This window comes from Arthrobacter sp. B3I4 (assembly GCF_030816855.1).
Taxonomy (GTDB): domain Bacteria; phylum Actinomycetota; class Actinomycetes; order Actinomycetales; family Micrococcaceae; genus Arthrobacter.
Genome location: NZ_JAUSYK010000001.1, coordinates 2,187,777 through 2,214,335, shown reverse-complemented (window position 1 = coordinate 2,214,335; position 26,559 = coordinate 2,187,777). Strand labels below are relative to the sequence as shown.

37 protein-coding genes are annotated in these 26,559 nt (G+C 65.2%); 33 read left to right on the top strand and 4 right to left on the bottom strand.

Annotated elements, in window-relative coordinates; genetic code table 11:
- The first annotated feature begins 48 nt into the window (after positions 1-48).
- From QFZ61_RS10505 to QFZ61_RS10480, 6 genes are all read left to right on the top strand, one after another.
- A complete protein-coding gene (locus tag QFZ61_RS10505; protein ID WP_307035794.1) occupies positions 49-411 on the top strand; it encodes a hypothetical protein in 363 nt (120 codons plus the stop codon).
- Between the two features lie 96 nt (positions 412-507).
- Positions 508-714, top strand: coding sequence for a hypothetical protein (locus QFZ61_RS10500; protein ID WP_307035792.1), 207 nt, complete (start codon positions 508-510; stop codon positions 712-714).
- Entirely contained in the window at positions 711-869 is a 159-nt protein-coding gene (locus QFZ61_RS10495) for a hypothetical protein (protein ID WP_307035790.1), read from the top strand. The genes QFZ61_RS10500 and QFZ61_RS10495 overlap by 4 nt, the downstream gene beginning before the upstream one ends.
- Complete coding sequence (locus QFZ61_RS10490; protein WP_307035787.1) at positions 866-1,396, top strand: hypothetical protein; 531 nt, start codon at positions 866-868, stop codon at positions 1,394-1,396. The genes QFZ61_RS10495 and QFZ61_RS10490 overlap by 4 nt, the downstream gene beginning before the upstream one ends.
- Positions 1,397-1,487: 91 nt before the next feature.
- Positions 1,488-1,718 carry a hypothetical protein gene (locus tag QFZ61_RS10485; RefSeq protein WP_307035785.1) on the top strand — a complete coding sequence of 77 codons (231 nt, stop codon included), beginning with the start codon at positions 1,488-1,490 and terminating at the stop codon, positions 1,716-1,718.
- Complete coding sequence (locus tag QFZ61_RS10480; RefSeq protein WP_307035783.1) at positions 1,715-1,885, top strand: hypothetical protein; 171 nt, start codon at positions 1,715-1,717, stop codon at positions 1,883-1,885. Before QFZ61_RS10485 ends, QFZ61_RS10480 begins: the two co-directional genes overlap by 4 nt.
- Positions 1,886-1,899: 14 nt before the next feature.
- On the opposite strand, the gene QFZ61_RS10475 is transcribed toward QFZ61_RS10480, so the two are convergent.
- From QFZ61_RS10475 to QFZ61_RS10465, 3 genes are all read right to left on the bottom strand, one after another.
- Positions 1,900-2,577, bottom strand: coding sequence for a helicase associated domain-containing protein (locus tag QFZ61_RS10475; protein WP_307035781.1), 678 nt, complete (start codon positions 2,575-2,577; stop codon positions 1,900-1,902).
- Between the two features lie 12 nt (positions 2,578-2,589).
- Positions 2,590-3,294, bottom strand: coding sequence for a hypothetical protein (locus QFZ61_RS10470; protein ID WP_307035779.1), 705 nt, complete (start codon positions 3,292-3,294; stop codon positions 2,590-2,592).
- 275 nt (positions 3,295-3,569) lie between these two features.
- The gene (locus tag QFZ61_RS10465; protein WP_307035777.1) at positions 3,570-3,869 is read right to left on the bottom strand and encodes a hypothetical protein; all 300 of its coding nucleotides are present in this window, start codon (positions 3,867-3,869) and stop codon (positions 3,570-3,572) included.
- A 481-nt stretch (positions 3,870-4,350) separates the two neighbouring features.
- Here QFZ61_RS10465 and QFZ61_RS10460 point away from each other — a divergent pair, with 481 nt between their 5' ends.
- The 4 genes from QFZ61_RS10460 (at position 4,351) to QFZ61_RS10445 (ending at position 6,765) form a co-directional block, all read left to right on the top strand.
- Positions 4,351-4,671 (top strand): hypothetical protein, encoded by a 321-nt coding sequence (locus QFZ61_RS10460; protein ID WP_307035775.1) that lies wholly within the window; start codon positions 4,351-4,353, stop codon positions 4,669-4,671.
- 72 nt (positions 4,672-4,743) lie between these two features.
- On the top strand, positions 4,744-5,283 hold the full coding sequence (locus QFZ61_RS10455; RefSeq protein ID WP_307035773.1) for a hypothetical protein: 540 nt from the start codon (positions 4,744-4,746) through the stop codon (positions 5,281-5,283).
- A 103-nt stretch (positions 5,284-5,386) separates the two neighbouring features.
- The gene (locus QFZ61_RS10450; RefSeq protein ID WP_307035771.1) at positions 5,387-5,890 is read left to right on the top strand and encodes a hypothetical protein; all 504 of its coding nucleotides are present in this window, start codon (positions 5,387-5,389) and stop codon (positions 5,888-5,890) included.
- 104 nt (positions 5,891-5,994) lie between these two features.
- Positions 5,995-6,765, top strand: a complete 771-nt coding sequence (locus tag QFZ61_RS10445; protein WP_307035769.1) for a hypothetical protein — start codon at positions 5,995-5,997, stop codon at positions 6,763-6,765.
- A gap of 574 nt (positions 6,766-7,339) precedes the next feature.
- On the opposite strand, the gene QFZ61_RS10440 is transcribed toward QFZ61_RS10445, so the two are convergent.
- Positions 7,340-7,528 carry a hypothetical protein gene (locus tag QFZ61_RS10440; protein WP_307035767.1) on the bottom strand — a complete coding sequence of 63 codons (189 nt, stop codon included), beginning with the start codon at positions 7,526-7,528 and terminating at the stop codon, positions 7,340-7,342.
- Between the two features lie 95 nt (positions 7,529-7,623).
- On the opposite strand from QFZ61_RS10440, the gene terL reads away from it, so the two are divergent.
- The 23 genes from terL to QFZ61_RS10325 all read left to right on the top strand — a co-directional run bounded on the left by terL (position 7,624) and on the right by QFZ61_RS10325 (position 26,535).
- A complete protein-coding gene (terL, locus tag QFZ61_RS10435; protein ID WP_307035765.1) occupies positions 7,624-9,120 on the top strand; it encodes a phage terminase large subunit in 1,497 nt (498 codons plus the stop codon).
- A gap of 9 nt (positions 9,121-9,129) precedes the next feature.
- Entirely contained in the window at positions 9,130-10,659 is a 1,530-nt protein-coding gene (locus QFZ61_RS10430) for a hypothetical protein (protein ID WP_307035763.1), read from the top strand.
- A gap of 107 nt (positions 10,660-10,766) precedes the next feature.
- On the top strand, positions 10,767-11,819 hold the full coding sequence (locus tag QFZ61_RS10425; protein ID WP_307035762.1) for a phage minor head protein: 1,053 nt from the start codon (positions 10,767-10,769) through the stop codon (positions 11,817-11,819).
- Between the two features lie 184 nt (positions 11,820-12,003).
- Positions 12,004-12,246 (top strand): hypothetical protein, encoded by a 243-nt coding sequence (locus QFZ61_RS10420; protein WP_307035760.1) that lies wholly within the window; start codon positions 12,004-12,006, stop codon positions 12,244-12,246.
- An 11-nt stretch (positions 12,247-12,257) separates the two neighbouring features.
- Positions 12,258-13,475 carry a hypothetical protein gene (locus QFZ61_RS10415; RefSeq protein ID WP_307035758.1) on the top strand — a complete coding sequence of 406 codons (1,218 nt, stop codon included), beginning with the start codon at positions 12,258-12,260 and terminating at the stop codon, positions 13,473-13,475.
- Between the two features lie 14 nt (positions 13,476-13,489).
- The gene (locus QFZ61_RS10410; RefSeq protein WP_307035756.1) at positions 13,490-13,837 is read left to right on the top strand and encodes a DUF2190 family protein; all 348 of its coding nucleotides are present in this window, start codon (positions 13,490-13,492) and stop codon (positions 13,835-13,837) included.
- A gap of 11 nt (positions 13,838-13,848) precedes the next feature.
- Positions 13,849-14,916, top strand: coding sequence for a hypothetical protein (locus tag QFZ61_RS10405; protein ID WP_307035754.1), 1,068 nt, complete (start codon positions 13,849-13,851; stop codon positions 14,914-14,916).
- Positions 14,917-15,003: 87 nt separating this feature from the next.
- Positions 15,004-15,354: a hypothetical protein gene (locus tag QFZ61_RS10400; RefSeq protein ID WP_307035752.1), complete on the top strand. Its 351-nt coding sequence runs from the start codon at positions 15,004-15,006 to the stop codon at positions 15,352-15,354.
- Entirely contained in the window at positions 15,348-15,761 is a 414-nt protein-coding gene (locus QFZ61_RS10395; protein WP_307035750.1) for a DUF6093 family protein, read from the top strand. Before QFZ61_RS10400 ends, QFZ61_RS10395 begins: the two co-directional genes overlap by 7 nt.
- Positions 15,761-16,129 (top strand): HK97-gp10 family putative phage morphogenesis protein, encoded by a 369-nt coding sequence (locus QFZ61_RS10390; protein ID WP_307035748.1) that lies wholly within the window; start codon positions 15,761-15,763, stop codon positions 16,127-16,129. The genes QFZ61_RS10395 and QFZ61_RS10390 overlap by 1 nt, the downstream gene beginning before the upstream one ends.
- On the top strand, positions 16,122-16,538 hold the full coding sequence (locus tag QFZ61_RS10385; protein ID WP_307035746.1) for a hypothetical protein: 417 nt from the start codon (positions 16,122-16,124) through the stop codon (positions 16,536-16,538). The genes QFZ61_RS10390 and QFZ61_RS10385 overlap by 8 nt, the downstream gene beginning before the upstream one ends.
- A gap of 10 nt (positions 16,539-16,548) precedes the next feature.
- Positions 16,549-16,815, top strand: coding sequence for a hypothetical protein (locus QFZ61_RS10380; RefSeq protein ID WP_307035744.1), 267 nt, complete (start codon positions 16,549-16,551; stop codon positions 16,813-16,815).
- Positions 16,815-17,318, top strand: coding sequence for a hypothetical protein (locus tag QFZ61_RS10375; protein ID WP_307035742.1), 504 nt, complete (start codon positions 16,815-16,817; stop codon positions 17,316-17,318). Before QFZ61_RS10380 ends, QFZ61_RS10375 begins: the two co-directional genes overlap by 1 nt.
- Before the next feature lie 12 nt (positions 17,319-17,330).
- On the top strand, positions 17,331-17,648 hold the full coding sequence (locus QFZ61_RS10370) for a hypothetical protein (protein ID WP_307035741.1): 318 nt from the start codon (positions 17,331-17,333) through the stop codon (positions 17,646-17,648).
- Between the two features lie 91 nt (positions 17,649-17,739).
- Complete coding sequence (locus QFZ61_RS10365; protein WP_307035740.1) at positions 17,740-18,006, top strand: hypothetical protein; 267 nt, start codon at positions 17,740-17,742, stop codon at positions 18,004-18,006.
- Positions 18,007-18,015: 9 nt separating this feature from the next.
- Positions 18,016-18,603: a hypothetical protein gene (locus tag QFZ61_RS10360; protein WP_307035737.1), complete on the top strand. Its 588-nt coding sequence runs from the start codon at positions 18,016-18,018 to the stop codon at positions 18,601-18,603.
- Between the two features lie 89 nt (positions 18,604-18,692).
- Positions 18,693-18,932, top strand: a complete 240-nt coding sequence (locus tag QFZ61_RS10355) for a hypothetical protein (protein ID WP_307035735.1) — start codon at positions 18,693-18,695, stop codon at positions 18,930-18,932.
- A gap of 9 nt (positions 18,933-18,941) precedes the next feature.
- Positions 18,942-21,953: a phage tail tape measure protein gene (locus tag QFZ61_RS10350; RefSeq protein WP_307035733.1), complete on the top strand. Its 3,012-nt coding sequence runs from the start codon at positions 18,942-18,944 to the stop codon at positions 21,951-21,953.
- Entirely contained in the window at positions 21,950-23,389 is a 1,440-nt protein-coding gene (locus tag QFZ61_RS10345; RefSeq protein WP_307035731.1) for a hypothetical protein, read from the top strand. Before QFZ61_RS10350 ends, QFZ61_RS10345 begins: the two co-directional genes overlap by 4 nt.
- A gap of 13 nt (positions 23,390-23,402) precedes the next feature.
- A complete protein-coding gene (locus tag QFZ61_RS10340; protein WP_307035729.1) occupies positions 23,403-23,735 on the top strand; it encodes a hypothetical protein in 333 nt (110 codons plus the stop codon).
- Between the two features lie 43 nt (positions 23,736-23,778).
- Complete coding sequence (locus tag QFZ61_RS10335; RefSeq protein WP_307035727.1) at positions 23,779-24,954, top strand: hypothetical protein; 1,176 nt, start codon at positions 23,779-23,781, stop codon at positions 24,952-24,954.
- On the top strand, positions 24,947-25,900 hold the full coding sequence (locus QFZ61_RS10330) for a hypothetical protein (protein ID WP_307035725.1): 954 nt from the start codon (positions 24,947-24,949) through the stop codon (positions 25,898-25,900). The genes QFZ61_RS10335 and QFZ61_RS10330 overlap by 8 nt, the downstream gene beginning before the upstream one ends.
- Positions 25,900-26,535 carry a hypothetical protein gene (locus QFZ61_RS10325; RefSeq protein ID WP_307035723.1) on the top strand — a complete coding sequence of 212 codons (636 nt, stop codon included), beginning with the start codon at positions 25,900-25,902 and terminating at the stop codon, positions 26,533-26,535. The genes QFZ61_RS10330 and QFZ61_RS10325 overlap by 1 nt, the downstream gene beginning before the upstream one ends.
- Positions 26,536-26,559: the final 24 nt, after the last annotated feature.

The window sequence follows — 26,559 nt, the reverse complement described above, 5'->3', positions numbered from 1 at the left end:
CGTACAGCGCGTTACGCTCACAAGTACTGATCTACGAAAGCAGGAACGATGACCAAGTACCACCGCCAGAAGGGCGCAACGTTCGAGACGCTGACGGCCGGCTACCTGAACAAGCATGTTGACGACCGGATCGAACGGAGGACAAAGAACGGCTCGAAGGACCGCGGAGACATCGCCGGGCTCCGGCACCTCGGCCAGCGCCTCGTCATCGAATGCAAGAACACGGCGAAGACGCTGCTCGGCCCATGGGCGGCTGAGGCCGAGGTGGAGCGGGGCAACGATGACGCCCTGGCCGGCGTGGTGGTGCACAAGCGGCACGGGAAGGGCCGGCCGGAGGATCAGTGGGTGACGATGACGCTCGGCGAGTTCGTGGCGATCCTGAACGGAAACCGCGACCACATCGACTCATAGTCGTTGCTCAAACAAGTTCAACTTGTTACACTTACGAGTACACATCATCCCGGCAATTCGGAGCTGCAACTCCCCCGGTCCACGAAAAGGAAACCCATGACCACCACACCAGCAACCACCCGGCAGCCTGTGCCGGAACTTGAGGCGGCGAAGCTGTACCGCCAGGTCCGTATTGCGAAGGTCGCAAGTGAGCGGGCGGACGCTGACGCTTCCCGCGCCGCGTCCGAGGCGCAGGAGGCACGGACCCGCCTCGCCTCTGTGGAGGCCGAGTACCGGGCCGCGAAGCTTGGGTGTGTCGCATGAGCTCCCGTCAGCAGGCCCGGAACGCGTTGTTCTCGGCGGCCCTTGAAGCACCGCAGCCGCGGGACTACCCGACGCATGCCGCCTACGCTCAGGCGTTCGACGCCTACCAGGCCGGGACGATGCAGCCCCTCCGCGACAAGCTGGCAGCCGCATGAGCGCCCACACCGTCACCGTCACCGCAGTGCCCAACACCGACGTGGAGGGCATTCCGGAGGAGGACTACATCGATTCGGTGCAATTCACCGTCGAATGCCCGGACGATGGCAGCTGCCGCGTCTGGTGGGAATGCAAGCAGTGCGCCGACTACAGTCCGACTGAAGCCGAGGAAGACGACGGCGAGTTCACCCGCCATGGCGTCCTTCACCAGAACATCGAAGGCGACTGGATGACCGAATCCAACGACTGTGCCGCCACAGCTGCTGACTCCGCGAGTGACGCCATGCAGGAGGAAGCCGAGAACGCCGGCCTGGGCGTCCACCAGATCGAACTGGACTACGAAGGCGACGGGTACTGGTCAGCGCGCCGGGTCATACCGCAGGAAGAGCGGGATCGGGTCAACGCAAAGGCCCTTGAGCTGTTCACTGCGAACGGCGGCAATGACTGGGACCACTCCTGCGCCCATATCCGGGACTACTGGCGGGGCCGGGCATACAACGACCTGAAGAAGGGGGCTACGACGTGAGGGCGGCGCGTTGGACGCTCCGCCGCCGCCTCGCATGCCTCTTCGGGGAGCAACTCGTCCCCGGCCGGCACCTGCAACCGCGGGTGAAGGCATGAGCGACTTGATCGACGTCCTGTATCGCCTGCGTGACATGGCCGGCAAAGAAGCGGACAAGCTGCAAGCCTCCATCAATGAGGCTCAGGCGGTAGCTGACCGGCTGCACTCGTTCGCTCTCAACGCCGAGGATGTCGCACAACTCGCCGCCGCATCCGACCTGTTTCCGAACGCCAGCGCATTAGTGCCCGAGCGGTCCGGACTGGTCAGAAAGGAGCCCGGCCTGTGAGCGACTACACGGAGCACCTGAACTCGCTGGCCGGCGGCGACGGGGAGCCCTGCCGGTGTTGGACGGAACCGGCCCGGGTGCATGCCGGGCACTGCTGCATGGCTGCCGCGGGCCAGACCTGCCACCAGATCGAAGGGCTGACCGCCCACCAGGAAGGAACACAATGAGCGAGGCTGACCGGCTACCTTCCGGAAGTGCGCTTGGCGAGGTGCTTCACCCGCCACGCGTTCCAGCCGGGGACCACTTCGTCCAGAAGGCCAAGCTGCTCAGCCGTCAGCCGCCCTGTGCCGTAGGCCTGCCGCTGAGCATGAAGCCACACCCCCAGCACACGCTCTTGCTCATCTTTGGCAGCGCGGAAGGTGGGCCACCGCCCCTCAGCGGCTCGGAAGGCGATCAGCTGCCCAAGTCGGGCCTTCCAGCGTTCACCGGCGAGTCGAGCCCGCTGGTTATCGGCCCAGCCGGGCAGGACAGACATAAGCTGTTGCCGATCCTCCGGAAGGGTGCCGGCCCGGAGACGAGCCCTTTGCACCATAAGCCACTGGCCAAGCCCTCGGGCGACACCATCGTGGTCGGCCGTCGTAGGGTACCTTTCATGCGCCTGCCAGTACTCGGCCACCGCACGGAGGTTCGCCAGCCAGGCGCCGCTCGGCGGCCGCGGCCTCTGCGCCGGCCGGTTCGCCAGGTGCTCCGCCTCCATGTCCGGGTGGAGCGCCCGCTGCGCCCGGATGTGCCAGCCCACCGTTTGCCGGACCACGGAACACAGGTCCGCGATCCGGGCCACGGTGAGGCCCTTCCGGTACATCAGATCCCACTCAGGATGAAGCGACTCGCGCCCCCGGAACGATCCCCCCGCAGTCATTATCAGACCACTTTAGGCCTCGAGCATTCTGATAATTTCATCTATACCGCCCTCAACGACTTTCGTTACGGCGGAGACCCCCACAAGCTTCGCTATCTTCATCGCCACGGTAAACCACTTCTTTCGGTCGTTCGGATTGGGCGTTGTAACCGCCAACGTGGTCATGGCACCGACGAGCTCCATGGAAACTTTTCGGGCCGGTGCGTTTCCGTTCTCGTCCATGTTTTGCACGGCATACCTGAGTTCCTCAATCAGGCCGAGAAGATACCGCTTCGTAGCATCAGCTATGGAAAGGTCGTCACGAAGAAGCTGCTCCGCATGAGTAAGCGTCTCGAAGATGTCGGCCTCTTCACCTGGCCAGGCAGGCTCCCAGTTGACGACATCGAGGAGGCTGGCGAGTGCACCAAGCATGTTCAGTTTGTCTTCGGATATGAGCTCTCGCGGGTTCGTGCCCTGTGTGTGCCAGGGCAACGGCATCGAGAAGATGGCCGAATACCAGGCTGGAACCGCGGAACGATAGGCGGACATGTCAGTCCCGGTCGTCGCCAACGCGTTCAGTGCCGATTCAACGTCATCCATCAATTGCATGGCGAGTCGGTGCTCGGCCCAGAACTGCATGGATGCCGGGTTGCCGTCGCCTCGTCGCGCAACCGAAGTGCTCGCCGTGCTCGTCCTCCAGCCGTCGATCAGCACCAGCAGCCGTCGTGCGGAATTCATTGCCCCCCCAGAAAAGTTCTATCGAGCCAGATCAAGGAGACTACATGATGTCCCGCGACTCAATGATGCAGCTTACGCCGGAGGTCACGGCGGGGCCGTGACCTCCGTGACCCCAATCCCTGACGTGCCGGAGTGTGAGGCGGAGCGCCGGAACGTCCAAGCCCTACACGCAATGGAAGTCGACTGGGGCGCTGGTATCTTCGACTACGGCAAGATCAAGGGCATCCTCACGGGCCGTGACAACGGAGACTGCGATGGTGAGCTCCGCTGAGGACTCAGCGTCCCTTGGCGGCTTCTTCTTCGCCCGGGAACCTCACGAAGGCCTCTGATCGCTGCCGTTCCAAGATTGTCCCGGTCATGAACACGAGGGTGAAGAACAATGCCACGGCAGTGATAGAGACGATGACGTCCGTGCCTGGGTTCGGCGCCTGCACCCCAAATACGTAAAGGCATAGGAACGTCGACGTGGTGCCACCACTGACGGCCGCAAACCGTACGTGATGCACGAAAGAGAAGAACCTTCGCGTCGAGGGTGACACGATCGGCAGCCGCCCCTCGATGAGGATGGCGAGCATGAGTGCTGGATAAACCTGGGCGACTAGGGCCGCTAAATCAGGAGTGATGTGCATGCGAAATGGTAGCCCTTACGATCCGAAAACGGCTGAGAAGCGATAATCAACTATCATCACCTCTGACAGGATGAGCACATGAACGACGATGAGATTGCCCGCCGCGCCGCCGAGGCCGCCCAATCTGCAGCTGACGCCGCCTGGGTCTCCGCATACTCCGCCCTCGCGACGGCTGTCTTATCCCTTCTGCTCGTGGTGGGCGCTTATCTTGCCTGGCGAGTCGCCAAAGCCACGCTCGAGCAGAGCAAAGCGGCCAACCGCCAGATGGAGCTAGACAGCATCGAGCAAACGCGTCCCTACGTGTACGCCAGAATCGTTCCCAGCATTGGGGGGGACGCCGCATGGGACCTCATCGTTCGCAACTCGGGCCGCTCCTCCGCCAAGAACCTCACCGTTCAGGTGTCCGGTTGGCCGGAGGAGGGACGCAGTGACCACAGCGCTCCGCAAAATGTTCGAGCACCCCCAGATCCTCCCACCAGACACGAGCATCCGCACATACTGGTCACTCGGCAAAAGGGACGCGCAAGGCTCATCGGGAGCAACCGGATTCGACATCCCCGTCGACATGACGGTTACCTACTCGGGCCCCGATTCTCGCACTTACACCGAAACGTTCCACCATGATCCTGCGACTCTCGGCCTGACACCCGAAGCAGCAGCCGGCGTGAACCTCAATGAGCCAACCGAAGAGCTGAAGAAGATGCGCGAGATCGTCAAGGCACTGAACGAACTACGAAGAGGCCAATAGACGTGCGACCTGATCAATATCTCGATGACTCCTGCTACCGAGCGGTGCGGGCTCAGGGACAGGGCCGAGCGAATGAATGACCAGACCCTGTGGACATCCGGCACGGCCGTCGTCGTTGCCTTCTTCACGACTGTCATTGCGCAGTACGTCTTCGCGCCGACCCTTGAAGCCAGGAAGCAGACACTGCTGGATCGTTCGAAGGTCGCATCTGGAATCGCCGATGACATACGTGCAATGCATTTTCAGCTCGTCCTGACCACAACTAAGCTCTTCAAGCTCAACGACGTCTACCACCACGCAGAACATAGCGCACCCTTCTTTGAGCTTTCGGAGAAATTTGATGCAGCAGACAGCCTGAAACACTCCGGCCTCAAGTCGAGGTACGTCAATCTGGCATTATCAGCGCAAATAGAAGCGGATCTGTTCACCATGCGCCTCACCCCGCCACGCCACGAGGAGTATGACCGATTGATGAGAATCCTCGACCACACGGCCAAGGCACTGGACCCGGCCCGCCTTCCACTGACCCGGCGTTTTCACTGCTGGCAAGGCATCAAAGCTACAGGCATAGCCCGTCGTAGCTCCGAGAAAGTTGGTAGCAGTGACCGATAAGTGTGGGGCTAAGCTCCGGGGCAAGCAGGCTGGCAAGACGTGTGCGAACGCCCCGGCGGAGGGTGCGAAGCGTTGCTGGCGGCACGGTGGGAAGGCGCCGCAGGTGAAGGCCGCTGCCGAGCGGCGGGTGGCTGAGGCTGCGGCCCGCGAAACCATGACCAAGGCGGTGCGCACGTTGGGCCTGCCCATCGACGTCGATCCCGGCAAAGCGCTGCTGGATGAGATCCACTGGACGGCCGGGCATGTTGCCTGGTTGCGGGACAAAGTGCAGGAGCTCCAGGATGACGACCTGGTGTGGGGCCGTGCCTCCACGGAGGTGGGCATCGGGCCGGAGGGCCCGATCGACAAGACCACTGAGAAGGCAGACGCCTCCGTCTGGTACCAGCTGTACCTGAAGGAGCGTGAGCACCTCGCCAAGGTGTGCTCCCTCGCCCTCCGTGCCGGCATTGAGGAGCGGAAGGTCAAGCTGGCCGAGTCCCAGGGCCTCCTCGTTGCGGACGCGATCCGGCGGATCCTGGGCGCCCTTGGCCTCACCCCCGAACAGCAGGAGCTGGTACCCGTCATCGTCCCCCGGGAACTGCGTGCTCTTGCCAGTGGAAACGCGTAGAACTTGGTACAATAACGAGTGATAAGCAGGGGTCTCGGAGGGGGAGCTAAGTGGTCGAACAGGTGCAATGCACGGGCGCGGAACACCCAACCAACGCGCAAGGGGTGACCCTCTGCCACAACTGCACCACCCGGCTCGAAGCACTCCTCCGCGATGTCCGCGACGTGTGGGCGAACCTCATGGTCACCGCGGCCCGCCTCGACAAAGGCGCAGCATCCATCGGTTCTAGCGGGCACTCAGCCCCGGCAGCCCCGTGTAACTTCGACGCAATCGAAGACGGGGACCAGCTCGCAGCCGTCCTCCGCGGCTGGGCGGAACAGCTCGCCGTCGTCAGCCCACACTTCACCCCGCCCCAGGTCGCGGAGCGCCTACTGAACCAGGTCAAGCAGATCCGGCGGCGGGACTGGGCCGGCGACTTGCTCCACGAGCTGCGGGACGCCCTCAACGCCGCCCGCCGGGTCACCGACCGGGGCGCCGAACGGGTGTTCGCAGGCATGTGCCCCACCGAGACCGGCGGGGCCGAATGCGGGGCCGCCGTCTTCACCGCCCCCGGCCGGCCCGTAGCCCGCTGCCAGAAGTGCCGGTCCGAATGGGATGTGACCGAGTGGCGGGGCCGGGCGATCAGCGCCGCCGGCATCCACCACGGCACACCCGCCGAACTGTCCCGCATGATCTCCGACCCCGTTACCGGTGAAGCGCTCCCCCAGGACCGGATCCGGCAGTGGGTGCGGCGCGGGAAGCTCACCCCCATTGGGGCCAACGCGAACGGGCGCCCCACCTACCAGGTCCGGAAGGTCCGGAATCTGTGGGCCCGGATGCAGGCCTCGGCGTACGGGAATCCGTCGAACAAGAAACAACTTGAACTCGCCGCATAGGCGCTTGCAATTCGTAGACTTGTCACGTAGGTTGAACCCATACTGCGATACGTGTCCTTGAGATGCGACCAGTCAAAAGCCGTCACTCCCCCAGCTGTGGCGGGCTTTGTCATGCGGTGCGGGTCAACACTGGACGCGTACACAAGGTGAAGGCCGGCCGGGCGTAACCTTTCTGGCGCCTGCAATGGACGGTCCTGCCCAAACCCGCAGACCACAACTGAATAGCCCGCTCCCCTGCCATGAGACCTCAGGGGCGACGGGAGGGCTGAACGGTCAGGGCGTTTCCCGTCCGCAGGTTCGATTCCTGCCAGCCCACGGCGGCCCCAGTGCCGCTCCCATGAGTAAGACCGCCGGACCCTTCCACCCGGCAGGACTGAGGACGGCCGTCCGCGGCAGGCCCGGTGCGATGTTCGACCCGTCGCCAGTCCACTGACAGCTCCCCACCCCGGCCAACCATTGCGATGAGCGGGCAGATGCGGGAGCCGTCCACCCACCCCAGCGCGGCGGCTGGGTGAGACCGCCGAAACGCCGGACCCCGCCACAGTGCACACGTGGCGGGGCCTGGCACCAAGGATCAGAAGACCTGAGCCGTCCGCACCTTCGAGGCTTCCTGCGGGGCATCGTTCGCGGTGACAAAGTTGTAGGCCTTCGCCAACTCGACCACGCCCGCAAGGTTAGCCTGCGGTGTGAACTCGGCGATCTGGTTCAGGAGCGCGATACGGGCGACCTTGTCAGCCTCACGGATCTCGGAAGATACAGCCATGATGATTCCCTTTCTCTAGACGTGCGGCCCAGCGCCGACGTACTGGACCACAGCCTAGACGTGAGCACCGACACTTTTGCTTCGGGAGGCCTGCCGTGACCGTCGACATGTGGGAAGCAGCTGCCCGCATGTTCGAACCGATGCGGCACGACTGGGCGACACCCGGCGACCTGGCGAAGGCGATTGAGCCCTCAACGGTGCAGACACCGGCACTGGATCTCATCGACGAGTACTTAGTGAAGGTTGAGTCCGGGGAGATTGACCGGCTCATAATCAACTTGCCCCCGCAGGAGGGTAAGTCGACCCGGGTCACGACGATCGGTCCGCTGTGGTTCCTCACCCGGAACAAGAACCGGCGCATAGCCATCGTCTCCTACGCACAAGATCTGGCCGACGAGTTCGGCCGGAATATCCGCAACCACATCTCCTCCAACACCGGCGACGATGAAACCCTCGACCTCGGCCTCCGCGTCGCGAAGGACAACGGGGCAGCGCGGCGCTGGCAGCTCGAAGGCGCACGCGGCGGTGTCCGTGCGGTGGGTATCCGCGGTGGCCTGACCGGCCGGCCCGTTGACGCGCTGTTCATCGACGACCCGATCAGCAACCTCGAGCAAGCGAACTCCAAGACGTACCGGGATCAGGCGTGGGGTTTCTGGCAGTCCGTCGGCAACACCCGTCTCGCACCCGGCGCCCCCGTGATTCTCGTCCTCACCCGCTGGCATGCTGATGACCTCGCCGGGCGTCTCCTCGCCGCCGAGGACGCGCACCGTTGGACGGTCCTCAACATCCCCGCCGCCGCTGAGGAGAACGACCCACTCGGCCGGAAACCAGGGGAATGGCTCGAATCGTCCCGGAAACGCACCGCTAAGCAGTGGGAGCAGATCAAGGTCGCTGTCGGTCCCAAAGTGTGGCAGTCCCTCTACCAAGGCAACCCCAGCCTCGACGAAGGCGGGGTCCTCCCCACAACCTGGACGCACTACGACCAGCCGCTTTGGCTTGTCGACCACGCCGGGGCGCACACCGTCCCCGGTATCGGCCGCGACGACCACGAGCTCGTCCAGTCCTGGGACCTCACGTTCAAGGGCGGTGACACGTCCGACTACGTGGTTGGGCAGGTGTGGTTGCGGGTCGGCAACACCGCTTACCTGCTGGACCAGGTCCGCCGGCGCATGAACTTCAACGAGACGTGCGAGGCGATCAAGGCGATGTCCGCGAAGTGGCCGCAAGCCGTGGCCAAATTTGTGGAGGACAAAGCCAACGGGCCCGCGGTGATGAACGCGCTCAGCTCTACCGTGGCCGGATTGATTCCGATTGAGCCGGAGGGCAGCAAATACGCCCGCGTCAGCGCCGTTTCGCCCCTGGCGTGGTCCGGGAACGTGCAACTGCCGTCCACGAGGCTCGCACCATGGGTGGAGACGTTCCTTCAAGAGGCCTTGTCCTTCCCCTCCGGGGCGAACGACGACCAGTTGGACGCCTTCTCTCAGGCGATCAACCGTCTGCTGCTCATGCCCATCCTGAACCAGGGCAACATCATCGAACCCGACGTGTACGACGTCTACAACGAACAGGGCTGGTCAATCAGCCCGGTCTAGGGGGCCACTGTGGGCATGCTCCGTCAGCTGCTCGGCCTTCAAGAAGCCGCAAACGCGTCCGAAGGCAAGGTCGTTGAGGGCCAGGTCGCCACCCTGCAGTACCGGCTGGAGGAATCCCTCGCCCAGCTGGAACTTTCCCGCGAAAACGCGGGGTGGATGCGCATGTCGGAGCAGTACGCGCAGGAGTTCACCCGTGAGGGCTTGAACAAGGCCGCCGAGATGGGCCGGATCTTCGGTATCGCGAACCCCATCATCAAGCGGGGCCGGGAAATCCGGCACGCCTACGTGTGGGGCCAAGGCGTCACGATCGGCGCCCGCGACCAGGACGTGAACGACGTCCTCCAAGCGTTTGTCGATGACGAGGGCAACCGGGAAGCGTTCTACGGGGCGCAGGCCCGGCAGCAGTACGAGGGGTGCCTGTTCGATGAGGGCAACTTCTTCCTCGCCCACTTCACAAACCCGCTCACAGGACGGGTGAAGGTCCGCTCCATCCCGTTCGATGAGGTCAAGGACGTCATCACTGCACCCGGTGACAAGGCCACCCCGTGGTTCTACCTGCGCCAGTGGGCGGAGGTGGGTGCGGACGGTAAAGACGTTCAGATGAAGGCCTACTACCCGGCGCTGAAGTACCAGCCGCGCATGAAGACGATCCGCATCGACGGGACACCCGTCATCTGGGATGCCCCGGTTCGGCATGTGAAGGTCAACGCCGGCAACGGGTGGAAGTTCGGCATAGGTGACTCCTACGCGGCGATCCCGTGGGCTCTGTCGCACAAGGGCTTCCTCGAAGACTGGGCGCTCCTGATGAAGGCCCTCGCGAAGATCGCATTCACGACGTCGTCGAAGTCGACCGGCGCCGCGCAGGCGAAGCGGGCGCAGATCCAGTCACTCGGCGGGATGCCGGCCGGTTCCACGGTGTCCATGTCGGATGATCAGAAGCTGGAGGCCGTCCCGAAGTCAGGCGCCACCATCGACTCTGAGTCGTCCCGGCCGCTGGCGACGATGGCGGCGTCCGCCATGGGCGTCCCGGTCACCATCATCCTCGCCGACCCGGGCCAGACCGGTGCGAGGGCGACAGCTGAGACGCTTGACCTGCCGACCAGGCTGATCATGCAGGCCCGGCAGGAACTCCACACGGAGGTGTACCGGGATTCCATTGGGTACGCCATCGAACAGGCCGTCATCGCACCCCAGGGCCCGCTCCGGCGGTTCGGCAAGGTCGTCAGGGACGAGGACCGGCTCACCGTCGCGTTCAACGACCCGGCCACAGCAACCGTCGAGGTCGTCTGGCCTTCGCTGGACGAGGTCGACGTGAAGGTCCTCATCGACGCGATCGTCGCGGCAGACGGCCTGCCGGACATGCCGAAGCTGCCCCTGATCAAGCTTGCGCTGCAGGCGTTGCGGATCCGGGACGTGGACGAGCTGATCGACAAGATCACCGACGCCGACGGGAACCTCATCCCGACGGACACGACAGCGGGCGACGTCGCAGCCACCGCGTTCCGCAACGGTCAAGACCCTGCAGCTGCACTCAAGTGATCTGCCGTTTGCTTGGGCATAAGGGCAAGTGGTGGCCATGGTCCCGGACCTGGCGGTGCCGCTGGTGCCACGAGGAAGTAACCCCGCTCTACAGGTAAGGAGGCAGCATGGCGGTCACGGCCGACACCCTGCGCATTGTGGACCGCCTCCGCGCCGACCTGGCCCGCATGACCGACGCCCAAACCGTGGCGCTGGTCCGGGCGTGGACTGAGGCGTGGGATGTCCTCCGGGCCGACTTCGAACTGGCCCTGGTCGAGCTGCTCGCCGGCGCCGTGGACGGGAAGGTGTCCCGGGCGACGGCCGCCAAGAACATCCGGTTGCGGGACGCCTTGCAGCAGTCCCGGACCATGCTCGACGAACTGGCCAAAACCACCGAAGCGACGATCACGAACGACGTCGGCCAGGCTGTCCTCGACGCACTCGACGGGCACGCCGCTCTCATCAACTCGCAACTGCCGCCGAACCCGGGCAGCGCGGGTGCCTCGTTCACCCGGATGTCCCCGGACGCGCTTGCTGCCATCGTGGAGCGCACCGCCCAGCAGATCCACTCCGCCACCCGGCCCCTCCCGGCCGACGTGGAGCGGGTCATGAAGCGGGAGCTCATCCGCGGCATCGCCGTCGGGGACAACCCCCGCCGGACCGCGGCCAGGATGCTCCAACAAACCGAGTCACGCTTCAACGGCGGTCTCACCCGGGCCCTCACCATCTCCCGCACCGAGACCCTCGACGCTCACCGGGCAGCCACCAAAGCATCAGAGCAGGCCAACAAGACCATCCTCCAAGAGTGGGAATGGCACGCCGACCTTGGCCCCCGCACATGTCCGTCATGCTGGGCGAAGCACGGCACCCGGCACCCGCTAGACGAAGACGGGCCGAACGACCACCAGAACGGCCGTTGCGCCCGCGTCACCGTAACCAAGTCGTGGAAGGACCTCGGCATCGACATCGAGGAGCCCCCTTCGGCGACGAAGGATGCGGAGACCGTGTTCAACGAGCTGACGCGGGCCACGCAGCGGGACATCATGGGCGCCCAACGACTGGAGTTGCTCCAGTCGGGGAAGGTGTCCTGGTCAGACCTGACCGCGGTCAAACAAACCGACGGGTGGCGCGACTCCCACGTGGTCGTCCCGGTGAAGGACCTCCTCGCGAAAGCGGGCTAGGTCCCGTCGCTCAGGGACGACTCGTACTGCACAGCCCCGCACCATTTGCAGGCCACGGACATGGAGCCACCGGTCGAGCGCAGGTAAACCCCATGGACCTTCCACTCGTGCCCGGGACACTCCCCGGGCACGCCAGCGCTCTCGTTCCGGTCGTCTAGGCCCACACCGCCATTCTAGGAGCCACATGTCCCAGACGCCCAGCATCGGACGGATCGTGCATTTCTACCCGGCCCAGTCGCTGCCGGACTGCGCGAACGGCCCGTGGGCGGCGATCATCACGGCAGTGCACCGGCGCGGCAGCCACGTACCGGACGGCGGCATCAGTGCTTCGGTATTCCTTCCCTCCGGTACGGCGGCAGGGTACCCGTTCCTCCCCTTCAGCGAGACACCGAAGCCCGGCCACTGGTCCTGGCCCCCACGCACCTAAGGAGACCATCAATGGCCAAGCTCATTCACGAGGCCGGAACACTCAGCACCGCTGCAGGCCCCGGCAAGCTGCTCATCCAGCTCATCACCCCCGGCTGGGGCTCGTCCGGCTACTACTCCCCCGCCCTGCTCGAGCAGGCCGCCGCGGACAAGGTCTTCGCCAAAGGCACCCAGATGCACATCGACCACATGTCGAGCCGGGAACGCCACGAACAGCCCGCTGGATCAGTGAAGACGCTGGCCGCCGTCCTCACGGAGGACGCCGTGTGGGACGGGGAACGCCTTGTCGCTGAGGCGATGCTCGGCTCGCAGTACCGGGATGTAATCACGGAGTTCGCCGAGTACATCGGTACTTCCATCGCGGCCGGCGCCGAAGTCACCATCGGCGAGGCCGAGGGCCGGAAGGGAACCATCGTCGAGAAGCTTTACCCCGACGCCCTGAACCGGGTCGATTTTGTCACCGTCGCCGGCCGCGGAGGAAAGGTCGAGAAAGTCCTCGAATCCATTGCCGGGCGCGCCGTAGAGGCCACCGCGAACGAAACCCGCGCAGCGATCAGCACCGCCGTCCGTGACGCCTACCAGGACGACGGCATGTGGGTATGGGTCCTCGACTACGACGAGACGAACGTCTGGTTCGAGCAGGAGTCCGCCGACGCCTCCAAGACCTGGCAGCAGGGCTACACGATGAACGGCGCAGTTGCGGATCTGACCGGTGACCTGATCGAGGTCCGCCGCGTCACCAACTACGAGCCGATCGAAACACCCGCGGCTGAGGCCGCCAAAGATTCCCCATCCGCTCCGGCTGGGGTTACCGAAAATGAAAAGGAGCCGACCGTGGCCACCATTCAGATCGAGGAAAGCATTCACGCTGACCTCATCGCACAGTCCAGCCGGACCACCGCGCTGGAAGCAGAAGTCACCACCGCCACCGGACGTGCCACCGCGGCCGAAGCTGGGCTGACAGAGGCCAACGACGAGGCAGCCGCCGCCGTCGTGGAAGCAGCATTCACCGCCGCCGGGATCAGCGCCCCCAAGACCGCCGCACGGCTGTCCAAGGGCTACCCGGTCAAGGAGAACGGCGTCCTCAACGCCGAAGAGCTCAAGACCGACGTGGCTGAGTCCATCGCCGAACTGCAGGTCGCCTCAGGCGCCGGCGCCGTCCGCGGCCTCGGCGAACCCGTGACCGAGTCCAAAACCATCTCTGACGACGACGTCGTCAACGCGCTCTAAGGGGGCAGACAAGCATGGCAAAGAACCAGCGCTACACCCACAACCGCCACATCGCACTCACCGCTGACAAGGCGATCGAATCCGGCTCCCCGGTCAAGATCGGCCAGTACGTCGGCGTCGCCCAGACCAAGGCCGCCGCCGGTGAAAAGGTCACCGTCTGGCTGGACGGCTCCTACGACGTCACCGTCGCCGGCGCAGTGTCCGAGGCCGGGATCGTCTACATCAAGGGCGACAACACCCTCACCGCCACCGCCACCGGGAACTACCCGTTCGGTGTGGCCAACGCCTCCAAGGCCGCCGGGTCCGGCGTCGTCGAGGTCGCACCGTTCGGCAAGATCACCAACACCGCCGCCCTGGCGTAAGGAGAATGACAATGGACCTTTTCGAAAACAAGGGGTGGCGGAAAGCCCCGACCCGCGACGAGCGGGTCTTCGAGGCCGCCAAGTTCTTCGGTCAGGGCCGCTCCGGCGGCCCCCTCGCCCAGGCGGAGGTCGCGGAAGCGTTCTCCACCTCCGACTTCCCCATCCTGCTGGGCGCCGCCTTCACCAAGAAGGCCGTGGCCGCGCAGAAGGCGGCCGTCGACGAGTTCGCCCCGGTCCTCACGCACACCACGGCCCCCGACTTTGAGCGGCACAAGCTCATCGACCTGTGGTCCGGTGACGAATTCGAGCGAGTCCGTCAGGGCGAGGAGTACAAGGGCGGCACGCTCAACGAGACCGACCTCGACCACGGCACCGCTAAGTACGGCAAGTCCTACGGGCTGACGTTCGAACTGCGCATGCGCCGCGTGTTCTCCGACCTCGCGAACTTCCCGAACCTGCTCGGTTCGGGTGCGGTCAAGGCGAAGAACAGCGCCGTAGCGCAGCTCCTCGTCGAGGCCGGCGCCTGGGACCCGGCGTTCTTCGGCACGGTCGCGAACGTGGCCCTCTCCCCTGAGGCCCTGGACGCTGCCCTGAAGGACCTCGCAACCCGTGAAGACCACCGCGGTGACCTCGTGGACACGTCCAACCTGGTCCTCATGGTCGGCCCCGGCCTGCAGTCGGAGGCGAACCGGATCCTGAACGCGGACAAGATCGTCATGGAGGTGACCAACGGTTCGAAGGTCACCAAGACGGAGATCGCCAACCCGTTCCGCGGGGTCGTCACTCTGCTCGTGTCGCGCCGTGTCGGCAAAGAGCTGGGAGCGAACCAGGGCAAGGCGTGGGCGCTGATCCAGGGCAAGGACACCACCCTGCCGTCGATTATTGACACCGGCCTCGAAGGCCACGACGGCAACGTCGACATCCGCGTGAAGCGGGACCAGGGCGACAACGTCAACGGCGGACCCGTCTCCATCGAAGAGGGTTCGTTCAACGACGACACCATCTGGTTCCGTGGCCGAAACTTCTTCGGCATCGACAAGGGCTTCACCACGGGCGTTTACGCGTCCAACGGCGGCTAAACACCGCCACCCGTGGCGCCGGGGTGACAAATAGGGCAAATCAACCCCACCCCGGCACCACCCACAACTTCACACAGGAGGCGGATCATGGCCGAACTCACCGACGTCGAAATTGTCCGCCTCAACATCACGGACATCGCTGCTGAGCAGCTGTTCACTGATGACCAGCTCAGTGCCTGGCTGGCCCAGTACGGCGGATCGGTGAACCGTGCCACGTACCGGGCGCTGATCACGATCGCCACCTCCGAGGTCCTCCTTGGGAAGAAGATCCGCACCCAGGACCTGTCCACGGACGGTCCCGCGGTCGCTGCGGAACTCCGGGCCTTGGCGGCCACGTACAAGGCGGAGGCTGACGACGAGGACGCCGCGGCTGGTTCGTTCTTCGAAGTCGTGCCCTTGTTCGACCCGAAACCGGAGGGGGCCGAGTACCGGTGGTAGGACTCCCCAACGCGAAGGTCATCCCCGATGGGTGGGCCGGGCATCACCGGCCGGTCGCTGAGGCGACGATGACGGAGCAGGGCGGCATTTACCGGATCACGGCCGGTCCGCCCCCATACCCCAAGCCCGAGGGCTGGACCGGGGAGACGCTACTCCATGAGGCCCTCTTCCGGGTGCAGCAGCTGAACCGTGAAGGCGGCGGCACCCCCGGCGAGCAGCCCACCCGCGAGCGCCAGTACTTGCTCACCACGAAGATCGGCGTCCCGAAACTGCAGACCGGGGAACGTGGCGACCTGGTCCGGGTGGCGGGCCGCGAGTTCCGGGTCCAGCAGGTCCTGTTCGGTTCCCTCCTGTGGGAGATCGACCTGCTCTGCACGGACAACCTGACCCAGCAGAACCCGGTCTGATGGGTGACGGCGCGGAGGCGCTCCGCAAACTTTCCGCCGACATCGCGAAGGCGGCCGCCACCACGGAGGCGCGGGCGCAGGTCGTGGTCCGGAAGACCGCGTACGACATCGAACGGACCGCGAAGAACCTCGTCCCGGTGGACACGGGCAACTTGAAGGGCTCGATTGGGCACAGTGACGCCCGCTCTGTGGGCCGCTCCGGGACTCTGGCTATTGAGATCGGCCCGACCGCCAACTATGGCGTGTTCGTCGAGCAGGGGACGTCCCGCATGGCCCCGCAACCGTTCATGGGCCCGGCAGCGGACACGCATGAGCCGGCGTTCACACAGGCCATGCAGCAGCTCGGATTGGAGGGCCTGAATGGCTGACCCCGTACAGTGCGCCGCCGACATCATGGCCGCCCTGGCTGCCGTCCCGGGCATCACCGGGTACGACGGGTTCGTGCCGGTGAAGGTCCCGGAGACCGGCGGGTTCATCGACCCGTACGTCGTCCTCTGGGCCGGGACCGGTGACGAACCCGGCGAGCTTCCCGCCGACGGCCGTCAAACCTGGGACACCATCATCTGGGACTTCCAAACCACCGCCGTCGGCGCCACCCCGGGCATCTGTCGGGCAGTGGACCAGGCAGTGGCCGCCGTCCTCACCAACCTCGCCATGGGGACTGGCCGGGTGCGCCGCAACCCTGACGGGTTCAACCAGCAAGCCCCCATCCTCGACACCCAAACCACCCCGTCCCGCTTCATGCTGCCCCGGCAGTGGCGGCTCATCACCAACTAGGAGACACCTCATGGCTGAGAACGACTTCATCATGGCCGTGGACCCGGGCGGAAACAAGCGCCTAGTCCCGGCACACTACCTGGACAACCCGGCTCTCGGGTTCAAGCTTCCCCCTTCGGACCGGGTGAAAGAGCCCGCTGACACTTCCGGCACCAGCACGGTGCGGGAGCCTGCAGCGGTCAACCCGACCGTCGAACAGGTGGAGGAACCGGCTGCGGCCGCCCCCAAGACAAGCAAGCGAACCGGCGCAGCCGGAGAAAACGAGGAGGCTAGCTAATGAAAGTAGCAGCTGACGGCAAGAAGAAATTCACTCTGTTGCTCACCAAGCCTGCGGCGCTCAAGCCGACGGCCGCCGAGCTGAACGCAGGCAAGGACATCTCCTGCGCCGTGCTGGACTCGGACGCCAACTGGACCAACACGGCCAGCGACCGCTTCGGCGAGAAGCCCGCCTGCACCACGGGCAACAGCCAGGCGCTCGGCGCATCCAACTACGACACGGCGCTCACGTTCCTGCGCGAGTACTTGGTCGGGGGCGGCATCGACGGCACCGGGCTGGACGCAGGATACCAAGCGGTCAAGACAAAGGGCACCACGGTCTGGATTTACCTGCGCGAGACGGACAAGCTCTCCACCGCAGCCTGGGCTGTGGGTGACGAAATTCACCTTGGTGGTGAGGTTGTTTCCGACGCTCCGATGCGGGTGAACAACGACGGCAACCTCAAGCGCCGCATCGAGTTCCTTCCGCAGAACATGATCAGCGAAGTGCTGGTCACCGCCTAAGAGGAGGCTCGAATGGCTATTGCAACACAGCAGGTGCCCCGCCTTGACGGCGTGGGCCCCAGCTATGCAACCCCGGCGGCTACCGAGACGGTGGAAATGGGTATGTTGCTGATCGTCAAGAACGGCAGCGCAGCTTCCATCAACGTAACCCTGGACACCCCCGGAAACCTGCCGACAGGTGACGCGTACCCCGACAAGGTGTACGCAGTTCCCGCTGCGGCTGAACGCTGGATTCCCATCCTGGCGGACTATCGGCAGCCCGGTGGGCTAGCCAACGTGGCGTTCTCCGCTACGGCGTCGGTGACGGTCGCGGCTATCAACCGCGTGTAGTGAACCAGGTGGCGGGCCGTTCTCAGGCTCCGGCCCGCCACCTTCATACCCCCGAGCCTGCACCCACCCAAACTTAGGAGCCTGAAACCCTATGTCCCGACGCATAAATCTAGATAAGCCCAACCTCCCGGACCCGCAATGCATGGCATGGCTGGAGGCGAACGGCATTGACCCGAGCGGCGTTCCTGCCGCGCAGGAGGTTCTTGTTGAGGACGACCAGATCACCCTCGTGGAGTACGTACGGAGCCTGGATGGGTTCAAACTGCCCGTCCACGACAGCAACGGCGAACTCTGCGGCTGGAAGAAGCACCTCGTGACCGTGCCTATGCTGTCCGCCCCCGAAAACCACGGACTCTAGGAGCCTGTCATGACCGAAGAACTTCACCCCACTGCCGACCCGGCCGCCTTCGACGTCGAAGGGTGGTTGCAGGACGCCCATCTGCCCGAGGAATCCGCCACGGTGTACAAGCGACCGGACGTGGTGGCGGAACTGACCGACCTAAAGCGGCGCATCGAGCTGGAAGAGCGGGCGGCCGGCGGTGAGCGGGCGGCCGCCGAACAGGAGGTCACCCCGCTGGAAGCGGAGTACGCAACCCTTCTGGACGCCTTCAGCAAGTCCGCGCTGACGGTGTACGTACAGGCCCTCACGGACGACAAGCTGCGCAGCCTGCGGGCCGAGGTCGACGCAGCCACCAAGGACCTGACCCTGGTCGAACAGAACGCCGAATTCGGCTACGCCCTGCTGGCGGCCGCAATCGTCGCCGTGAAGCCCGCCGGCGGCCACCGCACCCCCGCCACGTTCACCACAGCCAAGGTCAAGGCTTTGGTTGACTCCGTCGGGCAGACGCAGGTGGGCTTAGTGCTCGCGGCCCGGCAGCAAGCGCAGAACGCGCTGCCATCTGTGGACGCCGATTTTTTGCACAAGCGCTCTGGCTCGGAACCTGGCCAGGAGTAATACGGGTTCTGCGCACGGCAAGGGCGGCGGGTAAGCCCCCGTCGCACTGGTTCAGCCGCAACCGGGGCGACTGGCAGGAGCGCGACTACGTGCTGGCGCTGGCGCTCACCATCTACGAGGACGGCCTGTGCGGCTGCGGGCAGCCGGTGATCCTCGCCCACCACGACCAAAACGACGGCTGGTACGACGCGCACAAGCGCCAGTGCCACAGCTGCGCCGCCCGCGAGCGCGCCACCGCCGGCAACGGGAAAGACCCTTACGTGCCGAAGCCTGGCGAGAAGGTCTACACCGAGTACACCCGCCCCGCTAGTAAGCCGCTCAAGCCCTAGGAGGCACCCTTGGCCGCACGTTCCGTTATTGTCCGCCTAGAGGCGGAAGTTGCCAGCTACATCGCTGGGATGGGCCGTGCGGCACAGGCTACCGACAACGTAGCCCGCCAGGCCGTCAACAGCCGCAGGTCCATCTCCGACAACGCCGACGCCATGGACAAAGCCGGCAAGACCATGATGGCGTTCGGCACGGTATCCATGGCGGCACTGGGTGCCAGTGCCAAGGCTGCTATGGACTGGGAGTCCGCCTGGGCTGGAGTCACCAAGACGGTAAACGGCACCCCGGACGAGATGCGGGACCTGGAGTCGAGCCTGCGGGGCTTGGCCAAGACCCTGCCCAGCACCCACACCGAGATCGCTGGCGTGGCCGAGGCGGCCGGGCAACTGGGTGTCGCCCGAAAAGACGTGGTGGGCTTCACCAAGACCATGATCGACCTGGGCGTAAGCACCAACCTCACCGCGGAAGAAGCAGCCACCAACATCGCCCAGATCAGCAACGTGATGGGCACCATGAAGCGTGAGGGCAGCGTCGGCGTCGAGCGCTTCGGCGCTACCCTCGTGGCCCTTGGTAACGCCGGCGCCAGCACGGAAGCTGAGATTCTCAGCATGGCCCAGCGAATCGCTGGCGCAGGCGCCACGGTAGGCGCCAGCGAGGTCGAGGTCCTGGCGCTGTCCAACACGCTGGCGTCCATGGGCGTCAAGGCGGAATTGGGTGGTGGCGTCACCACCCGCGTGCTGCTCAAGATGTACTCCGCCATCCAGGAGGGCGGCCCCAAGCTGGCCGCGTTCGCCAAGACGGCCGGCGTCAGCGCCGACGAGTTTGCTAAGAAGTTTGCGGACTCCCCTGTGGCGGCGCTGGACATGGTGGACAAGGGCCTGAACCGGGTCAAGAACGAGGGCGGCAACGTCGTCCAGACCATGAAAGATATGGGGCTCAAAGGCACTGAGGAAACCCAGGTCATGCTGTCCCTGGCCGCCAGCGGGGACTTGCTCAGCGACAGCCTGAAGCTTGGCAACACGTCCTGGCAGGAGAACACCGCCCTGGTGGCGGAAGCTACCAAGCGGTACGAGACCACCGAGTCCAAGGTCAAGATCGCCTGGAACAACATCAAGGACGCAGCTATCGACGCTGGGGCCGCGATACTGCCCGTGGTCCAGGGTGTGGCCGAGTCGGTGTCCGGCCTGGCGCAGACGTTCGGCAGCCTGCCCGCCCCCGTGCAGTCCGCAGTGGTTATCCTCACCGGGGTGGTCGGGGCGGCTGCTCTGGCGGGCGGGGCCCTGCTCACGCTCACCCCCAAGATCGTCGCCACGCGGGCAGCGTTCGCCACACTGAACAGCGCAGGCAGCCGCATCCCCGCCATGTTCGGCGGCATCGCCAAGGGCGCAGGCGTGGCCCTGGGCGCGGTCATCGCGTTCGAGGCAGTCAAGGGCATCTACAACGCCACGCAGCCCGCCACCCAGGGCGTTGAGGCGTTCACCAACAGCCTGATCGGCCTGGGTAAGCAGTCCGGCTCCATGGATGAGGTCTTCAAGAAGATCGAGTTCGGCACCGGGGACAAGCTCGTAGGCCAGATCAACAACGCTGGTGACGCTATGAAGCACCTGCTACACCAGGACTTCAATGACGCCACAGCCAGCTTCGGCGCAACGGTGCTGGGTATTGACAACGGCATGTCCAAGATCGCCGACGCGGTCAAGAAGTCCGACCAGGCCATCGCCGGGGCGGCCAGCAGCGGCCACACTGAGATGGCCGCCAAGGGCTTCAAGGCCATCGCGGACAGCGCCAAGGCGCAGGGCGTCGAGATCGAGGACACCGCCAAGCGTTTCCCGCAGTATAAGGATGCGCTGCTGTCCGTGGCCCACGCGGCCGGGAAGACCGTCACAGACACCGAGCTGCTGAACTGGATGATGGGTAAGACCCCCGCTGCTATGGAGGCCGCCGCTGCAGGCGGTGACAAGGCGGCCGGGGGCATCGGTGCCGCAGGTGACGCCAGCGGCAAGGCTGCACCTATGAGCAAGGAACTCTCCGACGCGCTGGCCGAGATTGGGGTCAACGCGGACGGCACGGCCGGGGACCTGGTCAAGTTCGCGGACGCACTGCTCAACGCGGGCCTGCTGAACTTGTCGGCCCGTGACGCGGCCCGTAACTACCAGGAAGCCATTGACGCAGTCAGTGAGTCCATCACCAAGAACGGCACCAGCCTTGATATCCACACAGAAAAGGGTCGTGCCAACCAGGCGGCCCTGGACGCCATCGCCGGGTCGGGAATGGCAGTGGTGCAGGCCAACGCCAAGAACGGCGAGTCTCAGGAGGCCCTGCAGGGCAACCTGAACGACACCTACAACGACCTGATAGCCGGTGCCGGGCAGTTCGGGATCACGGGGCAGGCCGCCATCGACCTTGCCCGCGACATCCTGAAAGTTCCACCAGGGGTCAGCATTGAGTCCTGGATGTCATCTGCTGCCAAAACCATGGCAGAGAACACTAAGGCCGCGCTGGGTGAGATCGACGGCAAGACGGTCAACACCTACGTCAACCACCACGAGACAACGTTCATCGAGACCGTGCGCTCCGACTCGGGGGCCAACAGCGGGCAGGGCACCAGCCACGACGGCCGGCGGGAAGCCTACGCTTCCGGCGGCGCCATCGTGGGACCCGGCACCAGCACCAGCGATGAAGTACTGATCGCAGCCTCGAGCGGTGAGCACATGTTCGATGCCGGTGACGTGCAGAAGATGGGCGGCCAACAGGCCGTCTACCGGTTCCGGGCGCAGCTGCAGGCGGGGCAGGTGCCACGGTTCGCTGAGGGCGGTGCTATCGGCCGCATGAGTGCAGCCCGGGTACTGGTGAACAACACCGGCATCTCCCCGACGGTGACGCTCGAGGGCCTCACGGTCGTGGTGACCAACCCCTTTACCGGGGAACAGGTACGAGGCGTGGTGCAGTCCGTTGCCCGACAGGAGGCCGGAGCCGCCGTAGGCGCCGCCGGCCGTGACATAGCAAGGGGGAGCTCGGTATGAGCATCACAACGAGAACCAACCTGGCCACTAACCCCAGCGCGGGGACGACAGCGGCTAACTACGCTGCGGTGGCGGGCACGGGCGGCACGGCTGCCCTTGCCTGGAACGGGGGTGCGGGCTACCAGGGCATCCCGGGCTACCCGCGGGTGACCTGGTCCGTTGCCACCACGGCTGTCAGTGGAGGTCTGACGTACACCCAGACGGGGCTTGCCGCGTCAACCTTGTATTCACATCAAATATGGGCGCGCAGCAGCAAGGCGCAGACCTTGAAGCTCACTGCGGACTACTACACCTCGGGAATGGTGTACGTCAACAACGCTATCTCTGCTCCTGTGGTTCTTGCTGCGAATACGTGGACACGACTGTCTGTGACGGGGGCGTCGGGGGCCGCGAGCGATCGTGTGGTTCTGACTGTTTCTGCGACCACGGGCGGCACGAACTGGGCCGTCAACGACTGGCTCGACGGCGAAGCAGTCCTCATTGAGACGGCGGCAACCGCTGGCCCGTACTTTGATGGCTCGTTCGTGAACGCGGCATCGACCATGTACGCCTGGTCGGGCGCCACCAACGCCAGCACCAGCACCGCCAAGCTGTACACCCCGGCCCTGGCGCTGGTGGCTAAGCCCACGTTCGACCCCACCCCGCGGGTGGAAATCACCGTAACGGATCTCACCCCGACGGCCAACACCGTAACCATCTGGCGGACGGCCGACGGCAAGCGACAAGCAGTGCGAGGCGCCCGCAAGCGGTCCATGGTCAGTGCTGACGCAATCATCGACTACGAGGCGCCGCTAGGCCGGCTGGTCAGCTACGAGATCGAGGTGACTGCCGGGATCAACGCCCAAGTAGCGGCACCCCAGCAGACAACCCGGGTGGACAGCGTCTCCGGCTGCATCCAAGATCCGCTCGTCCCCGGCAGTTCAGTGCCCGTCTTTGGTGAGTTCGGCCCCGACGGGCAGGCGTACCTTCGGGACACTGCCGTCAAGCAGCTGGAGTATGCAGCTGACATGTCCATCATGCAAGTCCTGGGCAGCCCCGACCCGGTGGCGTTGCTCGGTCAGCGCATGTCGGCAGCGGGCGTCGATATGTCGATGTCCACACGCGCCGCGCAGCACGCGGCCAACCTGAGGAACCTTCTCAAGCAGGCCCCGCTAGTGCTCGTGCGGCCACTCCCAGGGTGGTCCGCAGCGTTGCCTGGCCTGTGCTACCTCGCCGCGGGCAAGCCCACGGAACTGCCCGTCGATGAGGCGTGGGGCGGGAGCCTGATCCGCTGGCAGTTGGTGGGCGACCTCGTGGCGGCCCCCACGATGAACGTCCTCGTCCCGTTGTGGACCTACGGCGACGTCAAGGGGCTCTGGGGCACCTACCAGCAGGCGCAGACCGCGTTGTCAGGGAAGACCTACCTCGACACATTGAAGAGCCCTTCGGGCGTCTAACGAAAGGCCTCACATGGCAACCGCAGTGGCACTGTTCTCCAACTTCAACATCACCAAAACCACGGCTGACGCCGGCAGGGTGGTCAACAGCCAGCTGGATTGGATGTCCATCGGCATCGACATCAGCGCGGTGTCTGGCACCAACCCCAGCGCCGAGTTCCGCCTGCAGTGGAGCTTCGACAATGTCACGTGGGCGGACGGCATCCCGCGGGACGTCATCGGCACGGCCACGGCGCCTGTCTCAGTGATCGCAAGGTTCCCGGTCAAGGCACCGTACTGGCGGCTCGTAGTCGTCGTTAGTGGCACGAGCCCGTCCTTCACCTGCACCGCGAACGCGCTGATTTGAGGGGGCCCCGTTGCGCCAGATAGATGCCAATAGCCTAAACGCCTTGACGGGCTCCCGCTCCGGGGAAGGCATCACCGTCTATGTCTGGTACGGTGGCCGGCTGGCTTACCCGGATGCGCTGCCTGTTTCCGACTGGCAGTTCAGCTGGGACCGCACCAGGCAGGTGCAGACGTTCGACATTACCGTCGCGGACAAAGACGGCAAGCTCGCCCCATGGTTGCTGGAGGACCCACTGGGAGTGGGGGGCAGCCGCCTGCAGGTCCGCTATAACGTTGGCGGCGCCGGCTCCATCAACCTCGGCTGGTACCGGATCACCCGCCCCTCACCGGATGAGCGGTGGCACTCCTACCGCATCGACGACGCGGGCCGGGTCAACCCTGATTCCCCGGTCCCTGCCGGGAAGAAGGACGTACTGGTCTCCGGGGGCGCGACGATCCGGGTGCAGGCTAACGACCTTGCCGTGATGATCAAGGCCGACCAGCTTCTGGCCCCGGAGTCACCGCAGGGGGCTAACCCGACCGTGGTCGGTGAAATCCGGCGCCTGGCCGGGGACATCGTCCCGGTCGTGGCGGCGGCCGGCGTCACCGACCGGCCAGTGAACAAGACCCTCATCTACGAACGGGACCGGCTCGACGCCATCCAGGCGCTGTGCAAGTCGATCGCGTGCGACTACCGGATGAATGGTGAGGGGCAGCTGGAGGTCTACCCGGTCACCAAGCAGGCTCCGGTCGCCACCTTGAAGGGCGGCGAGGAAGGGCTCCTGGTGAAAGTAGATCGGGAGCAGCAGTATGACGGGCTCTACAACCGCTTCGTTGTCACCGGCACCGGCACTGACACTCCGGTGCGCGCCATCGCCGAGATCACCGCAGGCCCGCTGAGCGTCTACGGACCGCACGGGCGGGTACCGACGTTCTACGAATCCAACATGATCAGCACCCGGGACCAGGCGTACGACTACGCCCGGACCATGAAGGACACCCACCTGGCCGGGCTGACCGTGGACCTGAAAGTCACCTGCCTGCCGATCCCCCACGTCCAGCAGGGCGACTGGGTCAACGTCGGCAACCCGGTCGTCAACGGCCAGGCATTCACCCTTGCCGGGATGGTGAAGGCCATCAATCAACCATCCAACGGCACCGTCCCGGGGCCCTGCACCGTCGTGGTGGAGTGCTCCTACACGGATGTCCAGACAGCACTGGCAGGAGTCGACCGTGGCTGAACTGCGCAGCGCTGAAGGGCTCGCACCGCAACGCACCGTCACCACCTATCAAGGTGTCATGGTGCTTGTCGGCGGGGTTCTGCAGGTCAACGTGAACGGCAACGTGCTCCCGGCCCGCTGGGCGGACCCGCTCGTTGTCGTGGAGGGTGACCCGGTGCTGGTCGAGCTGAGCGGCAGCAGGGCGGGCCAGGCTGCCGCGTTCGTGCGGTGCCGGCTCACCGACAAACCCCGGCCCGGGCAGGGCACCGTGAAGACCGTGCCGGCTTCCTCGCCGACGATCACTGTGACGGGCTCGGATGGACTCGTTTACACGGCGACGTTCGTCGCTTCCTACAGCCCGGTCGTGGGCGACCCGGTGATCCTCTCGTGGAACGCAGCGGTGCCGTCCGTCGTCGGCAAGGTCACCACGACCGCCGCGCCAACACCGGTGGCACCACCTGTGGCCCCGCCGCCGGGCGCCGGGATGACAGGTTCAACGCCGTACCAGGCTGCCACTGCGGACACCTACTACCCGGCCGGCGGGTGGGGAAAATGGGCCGGCGGCGGCGGCCGCGTCTACCAAGGCTCCTACGGCGCCGGGCAGGTCTACGGCGCATGGTTCTACGCAGGGTCCACCGCTCAGCAGGCAGGCAAGACAATCACCGGGATCCGCTTCACGCTCGGCGCCCGGCTGCCCGTGGGCAACAACAACCAGCCCGTCACCGTGCACGTCTACGCCCACACCAGCGCCAATAAGCCCGGGGATGACGTCAACCGCGTCGCTGGCCCCTTCGACATCACCGTTCAACCCGGGCAGGGACTGACGGAATACGCACTGCCCCTGTCTTTCGCATCCGCGTTGCAGGGCGGCGGCGGTATCGCCATCGCGGGGGACCCCTATGCCGGGTTCAACGGACCATCAACCCAGCCCGAGTCCGGGCTACTCATCCTGGATTGGAGCGCCTGATGTCCCAGACACGGCCGAACAAGATCATCACCATCACGAACGACGAGGTCTACGACCTCGCCACCCATCAGGCCCGGATGGCGGACTCCACCAACGTCACCGTCAAAGTCGGTTCCACGGCGGAGCGGGACGCGCTGCCCCCGGCCTTGCTGACCCCGGGGACCAAGGTGATCGTCACGGACGACACCACCATGCCGGAGCAGAAGTGGAACGGCAGCAAGTGGGTGCAGTTCATCTATGCGGAGGCCACCGGGTCCATCCTGGTGCAGCCTAGCCAGGCGTGGGGCTCCGGCCAGCTGACCCTGAACCAGACCAACTCCACAGACCCTGCGTTTGTGACCTTCCCCGTCGCGGACTGCATCCAGTTCACCGCCCCGGGGCTGTACAGCATGTCCGCCCACGTCAGGCTGACCACCGGCACGGTGGCGGCTTTTGCCAAGGGCACCATCCAAGACGCCAACGGCAACTCCGTCTACGGGCAGGAGTACCCCCACAGCTCCGCGAGTGAGTTTGTCATCGCCGCCCCGGTGATCTACTTCCCCACTGCGGGGGGCCGGGTGTTCCTGAAGTATTACCAGACCAGCGGCACCCAGCAGACGTGGTCCACCATCGCCCGCATCAGCAAGATCGGTTAGTGGCGTGCCGTGCACAGTAACCAC